Annotated in this window: 11 protein-coding genes; 9 read left to right on the top strand and 2 right to left on the bottom strand. The window is 58.5% G+C overall.

All coding sequences use genetic code 11. The features are described 5' to 3' along the window. Nucleotides 1-39 precede the first annotated feature (39 nt). Entirely contained in the window at nt 40-918 is an 879-nt protein-coding gene (locus QZT71_RS03065; protein ID WP_295912283.1) for a PorV/PorQ family protein, read from the top strand. 82 nt (nt 919-1,000) lie between these two features. On the opposite strand, the gene QZT71_RS03060 is transcribed toward QZT71_RS03065, so the two are convergent. After that, complete coding sequence (locus QZT71_RS03060; protein ID WP_295912280.1) at nt 1,001-1,468, bottom strand: low molecular weight protein-tyrosine-phosphatase; 468 nt, start codon at nt 1,466-1,468, stop codon at nt 1,001-1,003. 231 nt (nt 1,469-1,699) lie between these two features. Between QZT71_RS03060 and QZT71_RS03055 the strand changes: the two genes are divergently transcribed. The 5 genes from QZT71_RS03055 to QZT71_RS03035 all read left to right on the top strand — a co-directional run bounded on the left by QZT71_RS03055 (nt 1,700) and on the right by QZT71_RS03035 (nt 6,350). Then, nucleotides 1,700-2,185, top strand: coding sequence for a hypothetical protein (locus QZT71_RS03055; RefSeq protein WP_295912277.1), 486 nt, complete (start codon nt 1,700-1,702; stop codon nt 2,183-2,185). Nucleotides 2,186-2,382: 197 nt separating this feature from the next. Then, nucleotides 2,383-2,796 carry a DoxX family protein gene (locus QZT71_RS03050; RefSeq protein ID WP_295912275.1) on the top strand — a complete coding sequence of 138 codons (414 nt, stop codon included), beginning with the start codon at nt 2,383-2,385 and terminating at the stop codon, nt 2,794-2,796. 101 nt (nt 2,797-2,897) lie between these two features. Beyond that, nucleotides 2,898-3,416 carry a hypothetical protein gene (locus QZT71_RS03045; protein ID WP_295912273.1) on the top strand — a complete coding sequence of 173 codons (519 nt, stop codon included), beginning with the start codon at nt 2,898-2,900 and terminating at the stop codon, nt 3,414-3,416. A 4-nt stretch (nt 3,417-3,420) separates the two neighbouring features. Beyond that, on the top strand, nt 3,421-4,623 hold the full coding sequence (locus QZT71_RS03040) for a BamA/TamA family outer membrane protein (protein ID WP_295912270.1): 1,203 nt from the start codon (nt 3,421-3,423) through the stop codon (nt 4,621-4,623). Between the two features lie 14 nt (nt 4,624-4,637). After that, nucleotides 4,638-6,350: a lipid A phosphoethanolamine transferase gene (locus QZT71_RS03035; RefSeq protein WP_295912267.1), complete on the top strand. Its 1,713-nt coding sequence runs from the start codon at nt 4,638-4,640 to the stop codon at nt 6,348-6,350. Nucleotides 6,351-6,428: 78 nt separating this feature from the next. On the opposite strand, the gene QZT71_RS03030 is transcribed toward QZT71_RS03035, so the two are convergent. Beyond that, complete coding sequence (locus QZT71_RS03030; RefSeq protein ID WP_009596623.1) at nt 6,429-6,602, bottom strand: histone H1; 174 nt, start codon at nt 6,600-6,602, stop codon at nt 6,429-6,431. A 175-nt stretch (nt 6,603-6,777) separates the two neighbouring features. Between QZT71_RS03030 and QZT71_RS03025 the strand changes: the two genes are divergently transcribed. The 3 genes from QZT71_RS03025 to QZT71_RS03015 are packed head-to-tail and all read left to right on the top strand — an operon-like array spanning nt 6,778 to nt 12,390. After that, entirely contained in the window at nt 6,778-7,887 is a 1,110-nt protein-coding gene (locus tag QZT71_RS03025; RefSeq protein WP_295912253.1) for an efflux RND transporter periplasmic adaptor subunit, read from the top strand. A gap of 4 nt (nt 7,888-7,891) precedes the next feature. Beyond that, on the top strand, nt 7,892-11,029 hold the full coding sequence (locus tag QZT71_RS03020) for an efflux RND transporter permease subunit (RefSeq protein WP_295912251.1): 3,138 nt from the start codon (nt 7,892-7,894) through the stop codon (nt 11,027-11,029). Continuing rightward, a complete protein-coding gene (locus QZT71_RS03015) occupies nt 11,026-12,390 on the top strand; it encodes an efflux transporter outer membrane subunit (RefSeq protein ID WP_295912249.1) in 1,365 nt (454 codons plus the stop codon). Before QZT71_RS03020 ends, QZT71_RS03015 begins: the two co-directional genes overlap by 4 nt. Nucleotides 12,391-12,490: the final 100 nt, after the last annotated feature.

The following is a 12,490-nucleotide window of genomic DNA, read 5'->3' as shown; positions in this document are numbered from 1 at the left end:
TTTTTTGACTTGTCGCTCGACTTTCACTATATTTGCCGTATGATACGTCTGATAACCACCCTGACGCTCCTTGCTGCGACGCTGTGCGCGTCGGCGCAGGAAGCGACGCTGCCGACACCCGACGCCAAGGCGCTCGGCATGGGCGGCGTAGCCATGACAACCCTGTCCGGCTCACACGCGATATACAACAACTCCGCGACGGCCATCTTCTCGCAGATGCCGTCGCAAATCTCGTCGTCCTACTACGGACAGGGCGAATTCGACTACTATGCCGTGACGGGATTCTGCCGTTTCGACAACGTCAACCTCGCACAAATCGGCTGGCGGCAATACCTCCGCGAACGGGGCAACAACGACATGGCCGTGGATTTGGGTTATTCGCGCCGTATAGGCGGCAACTGGGCCGTCGGCATCGTGGCCCGCTACATGCACCTGAAACGCCCGGACGCGACGGCGGACGCACTGGCCGTGGACTTGAGCGCGGCATGGACGCACCCGCTGGAAAACATCGGCAGCTATTCGACGCTGCGCGCGGGCGCCAAACTGGGCAACCTGGGCGGGTACCTGCGGAGCACGGACTACACCCTGCCGATGGACTTCACGGCGGGCGTGGCGCTGGATACGTTCCTGACCGACGCGCATGAAGTGACCGTCGGCGCGGATATGGGATATTATTTCTCCCCCTCGAAAGTCCGGGGATTCCAGATGTCCGTGGGTGCGGAATACAACCTGATGCAGCTCATCCAGCTGCGCGCGGGCTACCATTACGGCGAGCGGCGGGATTACTACCCCACCTACGGCTCGGTCGGTGCGGGCGTACGGTTCCTGCACCTACGCCTCGACTTCGCCTACCTGATCGCCCGCAAAGAAACCCTGCTGCACAACACGTACAGCATCAGTTTCGGACTCGATTTTTAAGCAAATCCGGGGAATACGACAGCTCCGGCCCGGCGAACACCGGGCCGGAGTTCTGTTTCCGGGCTGCGGAACGTCCGGTGAATCAGTTGCCGAGGTATTCGAGAATCCCCTCGCAGCCGTCCTCCAGCATGTCGAGCACCAATTCGAAACCCTCGGCGCCCTCGTAATAGGGATCGGGAACGTAGCTCCAGCCGGGATGGCGGCGGAAAAACTCCCGCATCCGGAAAATCTTCCGGGCATCCTCGCGCGACGGCGCAAGGCGGTGGACGTTTTCGTAGTTCATATCGTCCATTACCACAATCATATCGAATCCGGCGAAATCCTCCTCCCGGATCTGCCGTGCGCGGTGCGTCAAATCGTAGCCGCGCCGCGATGCGGCACGGCGCATGCGTGCATCGGGCAGCTCGCCCGTATGCCCGGCATAGGTTCCGGCCGAGTCGATGACCAAATCCCCGCCGAGTCCGCGTTGCCTCACGATATGCTGCATGATGCCGTCGGCGGCCGGAGAGCGGCAGATATTTCCCAGGCAGACGAAAAGTATTCTTTTCATATAATTGGTGATTACACGATATAAAGTGCAAAGATAAGCGGAAGAATATTCTACCGAAAAGTTTTTTCAGAGAAATAAGGGATTTTACGCCTGATTTTTAACATCGTGGCAACTAATATGGTCACGTTATGAAAATATGAATATTTTTTCAGTTTTATTGGGCCATTCCAGAGGTTTTCCTTTTCTTTGCAAAAAGTGATATTTTGGAATACACGAAAGACATTTCGACTGATGGGAAGAACTGTAACAACATTTTCAGACGGAAGCTGGCTTGAATATGATAAAGGGGCCTTTGACGATTGGTGTGTATATTTAACACGTCCCGATGGCTTGAAACATGCACCGAGAGATTCCCAATATTTCCAGAGGTTAGTAGATTACGGTGCAAAATATGGTTTCGATAACCTGTATGAAGATTATGTCGAAATTTATAATCGAACTACAAAAAACATAGACGAGGCCGTCCTGGAAAGGATAAAGGAAATTGCCGATAAATATGGTGAGGATGCGTTAAATATAGCAATAGATTTTACCATTATTTACATGGGGATGATAGCTGAAGAAAATAAAGAATTCACCAAATTGGGGAAACGTGTAAAACGATTGGGAGTCTACCAAGTACTAAAAGAAAGAATGCATTACGATGAAGCCGCAAACTTCAGCAGGGGTAAAAAATGGAAAGAATTAGATAGAATTTGTCTATCGAAAGATTTTTAGTCAGGTCTAAAGCCCAATACAGCAGGAGGAGGTGCCCGAATTACCGTGCCGGAGCGTAGTGTGTTTTTGGGGGAAAGAAAACTCCGGCCGGCAAGAGCGGCAAATCCAACCGCAGCGCCGGACGGCGGCAGGCGCAGAAAATGGTATCGTCCGCAGGAACAGCCGATTTTGGAATACAAATTGCACGTTCCCGGGGCATGGAAAAAAGAATTCAGGACTGGATCGAACAATACAGGCACATGGACTGGGCCGTATTGTACATGAGGCTGTTCGCGGGAGGCATGATGCTCTTCCACAACATCGGCAAAATACAGGATTACAACGAGATAATAACATCGTACCCCTCACTCCCGTTCATCGGCAGCGCCGCTACGTTCGTCTTGGCAGCGGTAGCGGAAGTATTGTTGTCCGTATTGATAATCATGGGATTATGGGTGCGTACGGCGGCCCTGCTGATGGCGCTGGGCATCGCGGCGGTGCTCGTATGGGGCGGATTCGGCGCCAGTGAGATGGAATTCGTCTGGCTCGGGGTCTACGTATTCCTGGTCATCTCCGGCGGCGGACTGTACGGCTTCGACACGGCCCTGTCACCCGCCAAATCAAAAAAGTGAACGTTCAGGACAATATTATACAGGCCGCAGTTCGGAATGTCGGGATAAAAATCGTAACTTTGTCCCGATTTGTTTTCATTGGAACCAAAAAACAGAACGTAATGAAGATGAAAGTTTTGGTGATGCTGGCGGCCTTTTCGCTCACGGCATCCGCACTCGCTGCCCAGGAGCTGCCCCGTAAAGTAAGCAACGTCGAAGTACTCGACCTCGACGGCAAGCCGGCAAAGCTGCCGTACTGGGGAGAGAAGAACCTGATGATATTTTACGTAGACCCCGACCGCCACAAGCAGAACAACGACTTCACGGTCGAGCTGGAGGAGAACCACCGCGCACAGGGGGACAACATCTACGGCTTCGGCATCATGAACCTCAAGGACGCCCCGATGGTGCCCAACGGCATGGCCCGCAACATGGCCAAAAAGCGCACGGCGAAAAACGGCGCGCTGGTGCTGGCCGACCAGGACCGTATCGTCAGCACGGCATGGGAGCTGGGCGACTGCAACAACCAGTTCGTGCTGATGATCGTATCGAAGGAGGGAGAACTGGTTTTCCTGCGCAAAGGCGTACTCTCGGAGCAGGACAAGGCCGACTTCTACGAAGTAATCGAGAAGTATAAATAACCGGATGCTTCGCAAAACAGCCGTCGTATTCCTCGCCTTATGCTTCGCTCTGCAAGGACGGGCGCAGGAGGAAGTATACATCAACGGCAGCGATACGCTGCACTATACGTATACCCCGCTTCCCGGACAGGAACAGCCACAGGAGAAACTTCCGTTCCTGCGGCGCGTCGTGAAATATTTCGAAGGTTCGACCGTAGACCGCACATTCGAAAAGAAAATCGACTTCACATTCGCCGGGGGTCCGAGTTACTCGAAGAACACGAGCCTCGGCATCGGATTGCTGGCCGCGGGACTGTACCGCATCGACCGCACGGACTCCGTAACGTCGCCCTCCGACATTTCGATCTTCGCAAACGTCTCGATTTCGGGATTCTATGCGCTGGGCGTGACGGGCAACAACATCTTCGCGCAAAACAGGAAGCGTATCGACTATACGGTGATGTTCGCCTCGGCACCCCGCGACATGTGGGGCATCGGCTACCGCGACGGACGCTATAACGAAGAGGGCTCGTACAACGAAAAACGCTATCTGGTGAAAGCGCGTTACCTGCACCGGATACTGCCGAGCACCTATGTGGGCGGCATATTCAGTTTCGAACATACGCAGGGTAAGAAATTCGACGCCTTGAGCGAAAGCTATCTCTACGGGCAGAAGACACACTACACCGCGACCGGCATCGGGGCCATATTGGAGTACGACTCGCGCGACTTCATCCCCAATCCGTTCCGCGGCATATACATCAGCCTGCAGGAAACCTTTTTCCCGAAAGGACTCGGCAACTGCGGCAAGTCGCTGTGGCGCACGACCTTTACGGCCGACTGGTACCGGCAGCTGTGGAAAGGCGGACTGCTCGCCACAGACCTCTATGCGGAGTTCAACTCCGAGGGCACCCCGTGGCCGATGCTGGCGCGCATGGGAGGCTCGCAGCGTATGCGCGGCTACTATCAGGGCCGCTATACGGACAACGACATGATTACCTTGCAGGTCGAACTGCGCCAGCGCATCTGGCGGCGCATCGGCTGTACGGTGTGGGGAGGCGCAGGCAACGTGTTCAGCGGCCTCGAGCGGTTCGACTGGTCGGAAACACTCCCCAACTACGGCGTCGGCCTGCGGTGGGAACTGAAAAAAAGGGTTAATGTACGGCTCGATTACGGCTTCGGCAAGAAGACAAGCGGCTTCCTGTTGAGCCTGAACGAAGCGTTTTAGGTTAGTATATAAATATGAATGCTGATCCGAACAGGGAAAACCGACGACAAACGGTCAAAACACGCAGCCGTTTCACCACGCTGCTGACCGTCTATTTCTTCGTGGCGCTGATTATTCCCAACTGCGTGCTGGCCAACACCGAACCATACTCCATCTGGACGGTCGAGGCGCTGATCCTCGCACCGTTGGGTTTTTACATGATGTGGAGCGTAGCCCTGCGCCGCTCGGGCGTGATGATCTGGCTGGCATTCCCCTTTATCTTTTTCTGCGCCTTCCAAATCGTCCTGCTCTATCTTTTCGGCAACTCGATCATCGCCACCGACATGTTCACCAACCTGCTGACGACCAATCCGGGCGAGGCGGGCGAACTGTTGAGCAACATCTACCCCTCGGTCGTACTCGTCTGCGTGATGTACCTGCCGCTGCTGTGGTTCGCGGCACGCGAAATCGGCCACAAGCGCCAGATTTCGCGCACGACGCGCATGAACGTCGGGCTGACCGGCGCGGCGCTGATGGCGCTGGGCATGCTGGCACTGTGGCCCGCATACCACGTAAGCGAAGACCGGCATGTGCTGCGGGACGAGATATTCCCGCTCAACATCATGTACAATGCCTATTTGTGCGGATCGGAATTCCGGAAAACCCTGAATTTCGAAAAAACGTCCGAGGGATTCACCTATGACGCGACGCGCGAGGCGGAAGCCCCGGGCCGGGAGATCTACGTATATATTATAGGAGAAGCCTCACGCGCCATGAACTGGCAGCTTTACGGCTATCCCCGGGAAACGAATCCCCGGCTTTCGCAGGTCGGCGACCTGGTCGTTTTCCGCGACATGCTGACACAGAGCAACACCACGCACAAGAGCGTGCCGCTGATCCTTTCGTCCATAGCCACCGACGAACATCCCGAACTCTACCGCCGCAAAGGCCTCCCCGCATTGTTCAAGGAGGCGGGGTTCGAAACGTGGTTCATCTCCAACCAGTCGCCGCAGGGTGCCATGATAGACAAACTGGCCCGCGATGCCGACCACCTGATATACATCCGCTCGCCGCGTCACGACACCCAGCTGCTAGACGAAGTGCGACGGGCCGTCGAAAGCGGCAGGTCACAGAAAATGCTCTTCATACTCCATTGCTACGGCTCGCATTTCAGCTACCACCAGCGTTATCCGCGGGAATTCGCACGCTTCAAACCCGACGACGACGTAGCGATTTCGAAAGAACACGCGCAAACGCTCCGCAACGCTTACGACAATTCAATCTACTATACCGACCATTTCCTGGCCGAAACAATCGGATACCTGCGCGGACTGCGGCAAACCTCGACGGCACTGCTCTACTGCGCCGACCACGGCGAGGACATTCTCGACGACAGCCGCGAACGGTTCCTGCATGCATCGCCCACGACTACGGCCTACCAGTTGTACGTCGCGTCGCTGGCGTGGTTCTCCGACGCCTACCGCAAGAATTTCCCGGAAAAAATAGCCGCTGCAAAAGCCAACGCCGCGGCTCCGGCCACAACCCATGCGTTGTTCCACACCATGGCCGACATGGCATCGATCCGGGGTCGCTTCATCGACCCGACCGTATCGCTCGTGAATGCCCGCTACGACCGCCAACGGCCCCGCCGTTACCTGAACGACCATAACGAGGCCGTTCCGTTCCGCCGTACGGGCCTCACCGAGGAGGACATGGCGGTTTTCCGGAAATTCGGCATCGAGCCGTAAGCCGGACAAAACCCCGCCCCATAAAACCAACAAAGGCTGCCCGAATCGGACAGCCTTTGTTGCGTCGTGCGTCAGTAATTATTTCGCAGCGTCTACGGAAACCTTGCGGAATTCCTTCATCAGCTTCGAAATTTCCAGAGCGGACTTGCGAGCGCGCGTACCGGCAGCCTTGTTGCCTTTCTCTACCTGTGCTGCTGCATTTGCTGCGAATACTTCGTATTCGGCGTTGATCTTTGCTACTAATTCTTTCATGACTTTTATAATTAATTTGGGTTTGTTATCAACGCAAAGATATAAAAATTATCTAAACATCATCATTTGATAATAAAAAAATCAACGTTTTTTGGCATAAAATCCCCTTTTTAGCTATCTGTCACCCGGTTCGCGGTACGTTTTTTGTCCCCCGAAACCGGTAAAACATCCCGATATGAACAGACTTTTCCTGATAACGGGCCTGTCTGCCGCGCTCCTCACCGGATGCCACAGGCACAAGCCGCAAACCGCCATGCCTCCCCTGCGGGTCGAAGTCACCCGGGCCGTAACCGACAGCGTTCCCAACCGTATGAGTTTCATCGGCTATCTGTCGAGTAACTTCGACGCAGTAATCCAGCCCAGGGTAAACGGGTACCTGCTCACCAAACAGTTCGGCAACGGCATGCCCGTGCGGCGCGGCCAGCTGCTGTTCACCATCGACCCCGACCAGCTCTCGACCACGATGCTGGCAGCCGAGGCTGCCCTGCAATCGGCACGGGCACAGGAGCTCGAGGCACGCAACAACTATGACCGTGCCGTGCCGCTCGCCAAAATCAACGCCATCAGCCAGTCGCAGCTCGACCAGTATACGGCACAGTACAAAGCTGCCGAGGCCTCGGTACACTCGGCCGAACAGACGCTCAACAGCGCCCGCATGAATGTCGGCTACACGGAGCTCCGCTCGCCGATCGACGGCATCATCTCCAACACCTCGGCGCACGTGGGCGACTACGTGGGACCGGGCACGCAGTTCAGCGTGCTGACGACCATCTCCAACATCGACACGCTGACCGTCGACGTGGCAATCCCGATGGCCCTGTACCTGCGCACGGCGGGACAGCGCAGCTCGATCTACGATAACGACGATTTGCTTTCGGACATCCGTCTGATGCTGGCCGACGGCACGGTATATCCCCATAAGGGAATTTACGACTATACGCGCAAGGACGTATCGAGCACGACCGGAACGCTCGTGCTGGTGGTGATGTTCCCCAATCCCGACGAGGCGCTCAAACCGGGGCAGTTCGCACGGATCGAAGCCAACGTGGGCCCCGTACGCCGCCGCGTGGTCATACCCCAGCAATGCGTCAGCCAGGCCCAGGGCATCAATTCGGTATGGGTAATGAAGCCCGACAGCACGGCGGCGTACCGCCGCGTGATTCCGGGCGACACCTACGGGGTGATGTGGTGCATCGACGAAGGGCTCATCGACGGCGAACTGGTAATCGAAGCCGGCCAGCAGAAACTCCACAACGGCATGAAAGTCATTCCCGTAAAACGCTGACGCCATGGAGAAATTTTTCGTTTCGCGTCCGATTTTCGCCATCTCGCTGGCCATCGTCATCGTGCTGGTGGGAGTGATTTCGATTCTGAACCTGCCCATCGAGCAGTATCCCGACATCACGCCGCCGGTGGTCGAGGTTACGGCCACATACGACGGCGCCGACGCCGAAACGGTCAACAACGCCGTGGCAACACCCGTGGCACAGAGCGTCATGGGCGTGAGCGACATGCTCTACCTGCAGACCACGAGCGCCAACGACGGGTCGATGGTCATGCAGGTGACTTTCGACATCGGCTCCGACCCCGATTTGGATGCCATATTTACCCAGAACAATGTCGCTTCGTCCACGGCACAGCTTCCGGCGACGGTAACCAAGCAGGGCGTCACCACACGCAAGACCATGACGGGCTTCCTGCTGGTATTCTCGCTGCACAGCGACGGCCGCTACGACGACGAATACCTCTCGAATTACGCCTATATCAACATCCAGAACGAACTGCTCAAAACCGACGGCGTAGGCAAGGTTTCGATCATGGGCGCCGGGGAATACGCCATGCGCGTATGGCTCAAGCCCGACGTGCTGAAATACTACGGCATCCCGGTGTCGACAATCACCGCCGCCATCGAGAAACAGGGCGGCATCTACCCTGCCGGGCAGTTCGGCGCCGAGCCGGCGCCCGACGGCACGACCTACACCTATACGGTGACCATGCCGCCGCAAATCACGACGGCCCGGCAGTTCGGCGACATCGTGGTCGTAACGACCCCGTCGGGCGAGCAGATACGCCTGCGCGACGTGGCCGAGGTGTCGCTCGGCAGCCAGAGCTACGGCGTAAGCTCGCTTTTCGAAGGGAAACCCACGGCGCTGATTGTCGTCTACCAGCAGCCGGGCAGCAATGCGGTGGAGGTGGGCAAGCAAGTCAAGGCCGAGATGGCACGGCTCGAAAAGCGCCTGCCCGACGGCATTACGACCACGACGGTGGTCGACACCACGACCAGCATCGACGCGGGCATCAAGGACATTTTCCATACGCTCGTAATCGCCCTCATACTGGTTATTTTCATCATCTACCTCTTCATACAGGACTGGCGCGCGACGATCATTCCCCTCGTGGCGATTCCGGTGTCGCTCATCGGCGCCTTTGCGCTCTTCCCGCTGCTGGGATTCTCGATTAACATCATTTCGCTGCTGGGACTGGTATTGGCCATCGGCCTGGTGGTCGACGACGCCATCGTGGTCGTGGAGGCCGCACAGGTCAACATCGCGGGCGGGATGAAGCCCCGCGCCGCAGCGCTGGAGGCCATGAAGAACGTCGCATCGCCGATTGTCGCCACGACGGTCGTACTGCTGGCGGTATTCATCCCCGTATCGTTCACGGGCGGCATCACCGGACGGCTGTTCCAGCAATTCTCCGTCACGATTGCCGTGTCGGTGGTGATTTCGGCATTCAACGCCCTGACGCTCTCCCCGGCGCTGTGCGCCCTGCTTCTGCGCCACCGCGAACCGCCGCAGAAGGGCTTTTTCGCGGCATTCAACCGCTGGTTCGCCCGCAGCATGGAACGTTATACGACGTTCACGCCCACGCTTGTCCGGCACGTCACGCGCACGGGTATCTTCATCGCCGTGGTGCTCGCGGTCATCTTCCTCGTATGGCGCAAGCTGCCAGCGGGATTCCTCCCCGAGGAAGACCAGGGCTACGTCATGGTGATGGTTTCGACACCCGAAGCCTCGTCGCTGCAGGTGACGCAGGCCGCGATGGCCGAGGCCGACGAAGTAATCCGTTCCCTGCCCGAAGTGGCTTCCACCTCGTTCGCCGCAGGCTTCAACATGATGGCCGGCATCGCCTCGACCGACAGCGGCATCATTTTCGTGTCGCTGGTCGACTACGCCGACCGGAAACTCTCGGCCATGGAGATTGCGCAGAAACTCACCGGGGAGCTGTACGTCGCCGTGCCCGGAGCCGAATGCTATGCATTCATCCCGCCGTCGATTCCCGGGCTGGGCGTCACCTCGGGCGTTTCGGTCGAGGTACAGGACCTCGAAGGCCGGGGTACGGCCTACCTGCTGGAACAGACCGAAAAACTGATGGATTCGCTGCGCCGGCTGCCCTCGATCGCCTCTGTGACGACACAGTTCAACGCCGGGGTTCCCCAGCGCCGGCTGCGTATCGACAAGGAACAGGCGCTCGCCGCGGGCGTAGACCTCGGCGTGCTGTACGGCGACCTGACGACCCTGCTGGGCGGCGCCTATATCAACAATTTCTCGCGATTCGGCAAGCTCTACCAGACCTACATCCAGGCCGCACCCGAATACCGGCTCGACAAACGCTCGCTCGACAGTTACTACGTCGCCTCGTCGTCGGGCGAAAGCGTCCCCGTAGCATCGTTCGTGGAGGTCGTCGACACGGTGGGCGTCGAGTACGTATCGCAGTTCAACCTCTACCGCTCGATTGCACTCACGGTGACCCCGGCGGCACGCGCCTCGACCACGACCGTCATGCAGGAAATCACCGCCACGGCCGCAAAGGTGCTGCCCGACGACATCGGCACGGCATGGAGCGGCACCTCCTTCCAGGAGGCGAACGCCTCGAAAACCGGGGGACTGGTCTACCTGCTGGCGCTGGTATTCGTGTTCCTCGCCCTCGCGGCGCTGTACGAATCGTGGGGCCTGCCGCTGGCCATCCTGATGAGCGTACCCGTGGCGGTACTGGGCGCGGTGTTGTTCATCGGGGGCGTACACCTGCTCGACGCCTACTACGTCAACGATGTCTACATGCAGATTTCGCTGGTGATGCTCATCGGCTTGGCGGCCAAGAACGCCATCCTGGTCGTGGAATACGCCGACCGGCTGTTCAACGAACAGGGAGCTTCGCTGATGGAGGCCGCAATCGGCGCCGCCAAACTGCGTGTGCGTCCGATTATCATGACCGCATTCGCCTTTATCCTCGGCGTCATGCCGCTGGTCTTCGCCAGCGGGGTTTACGCCACGGCGCGCAACATCATGGGCGTGGCGCTGGTCGGCGGCATGCTCTTCGCCACGCTGCTCGGAATCTTCGTCTATCCGGCACTCTACTACTTCGTAGGACGCATCGGACACTTCGAACGCCGCCGCGAACGCAAAAAACAGGAGGAACAACTATGAAAGCCAGATACCTTATCGTAACCTTACTATTGGCCGCGGGCGCCTGCACACCCCGCTTCTATCCGCCGCAGGTCGACGTTCCCGCCGATTACCTCTACGGCCCGGAGGCCGCGCAGGACACTTCGGCGCTCGGTACCGACTGGTGGACGCTGTTCGGCGACACGGTGCTCAACAACCTCGTGGAACGGGCGCTGGCGAACAACCGCGACATAGCCGTGGCGGCCTCGCGCGTGGAGGAGGCGCGGTATAACCTCGGCGTCGTGCGGGCGCAGTATCTGCCGCAGGCGGGCATCGGCGTTACGGCCGAGGGGGAATACACACCGGACACCAAAATCGTGCAGTCGTACGCCGTGGAACCGTCGCTCACGTGGGAAATCGCGCTGTTCGGGCAGCTTCGCAATGCCAAACGGGCCGCAAAGGCACAGATAGCAGCCTCGGAATGGGCGCTGCGGGGCGTACGGCTTTCGCTGGCCGCCGAGGTCGCCACGACCTACTTCACGCTGCTCGAATACGAACGCGACCTGGCAATCGCCCGGCGCAGCTGCACCCTGCGGCAAGAATCGGCCGCGCTGATCGATTCGATGTTCCGTTACGGCATGTCGGACGGCGTGGCGCTGGAACAGGCCCGCAGCCTGGTCTACACCGCCGAAGCGGATATTCCGCAGTACGAGCGCGCCGTGAAGCAGACACGGCTGTCGCTGGATATTCTGCTGGGCGAAACGCCGCAGCCGGCGGACAACACGGGTGCCGGACTGCGCCTCATGGCCGACTACTATCCGGCGGACATTCCCGTAGGGCTCCCCTCGCAGCTGCTCGAACGGCGTCCCGACATCATGGAGGCGCACTACAACCTGCTCGAAGCCGCTGCGAACGCCGGGGTTGCACGCGGAGCGCGGTTCCCGTCCATCGCGCTGACCGCCAAAGGCGGCATAGCCTCCAATTCGATAAAAGGGCTGACCGCGGCAAACCCGTGGGCATGGGACGCGCTGGGGTCGCTGACGCAACCCGTATTCGCATTCGGCAAACTCCGCCGGGCGGAGCAGGCCGCGATGGAACGCTATACGCAGGCGGCAAAAACCTACGAACAGACCGTGCTGACGGCATTCTCGGATGTCGAGCAGGCCCTGGTCGCCATCACCACCTACCGGGGACAGACGGAACGCTACTGCGAACTGGTGCTCTCGAACGACCGCATCGCCACCATGACGCAGGCGCTCTACCGCAGCGGACTGTCGGACTACCTCGACGTCATCGATGCCGAGCGCAGCCTCTACCAGTCGCAGATGCAGCTGGTGAACCTCGTGGCACAGCAATACATCAACTACGTCAACCTCTGCAAGGCACTGGGCGGCGGATGGTAGCGCGCAGCGTGGCATTGCGGTGAACGGCACGGGACGGGATGCCGTTTCGCGGCGGCACGGGAAAAATCCCGCAGCAGCCTGCACCCGCGGCACTCCAATA

This window comes from uncultured Alistipes sp., assembly GCF_902388705.1.
GTDB lineage: Bacteria > Bacteroidota > Bacteroidia > Bacteroidales > Rikenellaceae > Alistipes.
Note: the sequence above shows the minus strand (reverse complement) of the source record. Positions and strands in the feature narration are given on the sequence as shown.

Bases quoted from the DNA above. Each gene is read 5' to 3' on its own strand.
- QZT71_RS03050 (WP_295912275.1), top strand. From the start codon at position 2,383: ATGGAAAAAAGAATTCAGGACTGGATCGAACAATACAGGCACATGGAC.
- QZT71_RS03045 (WP_295912273.1), top strand. From the start codon at position 2,898: ATGAAGATGAAAGTTTTGGTGATGCTGGCGGCCTTTTCGCTCACGGCA.
- QZT71_RS03030 (WP_009596623.1), bottom strand. From the start codon at position 6,602: ATGAAAGAATTAGTAGCAAAGATCAACGCCGAATACGAAGTATTCGCA.
- QZT71_RS03040 (WP_295912270.1), top strand. From the start codon at position 3,421: ATGCTTCGCAAAACAGCCGTCGTATTCCTCGCCTTATGCTTCGCTCTG.
- QZT71_RS03065 (WP_295912283.1), top strand. From the start codon at position 40: ATGATACGTCTGATAACCACCCTGACGCTCCTTGCTGCGACGCTGTGC.
- QZT71_RS03015 (WP_295912249.1), top strand. From the start codon at position 11,026: ATGAAAGCCAGATACCTTATCGTAACCTTACTATTGGCCGCGGGCGCC.
- QZT71_RS03035 (WP_295912267.1), top strand. From the start codon at position 4,638: ATGAATGCTGATCCGAACAGGGAAAACCGACGACAAACGGTCAAAACA.
- QZT71_RS03025 (WP_295912253.1), top strand. From the start codon at position 6,778: ATGAACAGACTTTTCCTGATAACGGGCCTGTCTGCCGCGCTCCTCACC.
- QZT71_RS03060 (WP_295912280.1), bottom strand. From the start codon at position 1,468: ATGAAAAGAATACTTTTCGTCTGCCTGGGAAATATCTGCCGCTCTCCG.
- QZT71_RS03055 (WP_295912277.1), top strand. From the start codon at position 1,700: ATGGGAAGAACTGTAACAACATTTTCAGACGGAAGCTGGCTTGAATAT.
- QZT71_RS03020 (WP_295912251.1), top strand. From the start codon at position 7,892: ATGGAGAAATTTTTCGTTTCGCGTCCGATTTTCGCCATCTCGCTGGCC.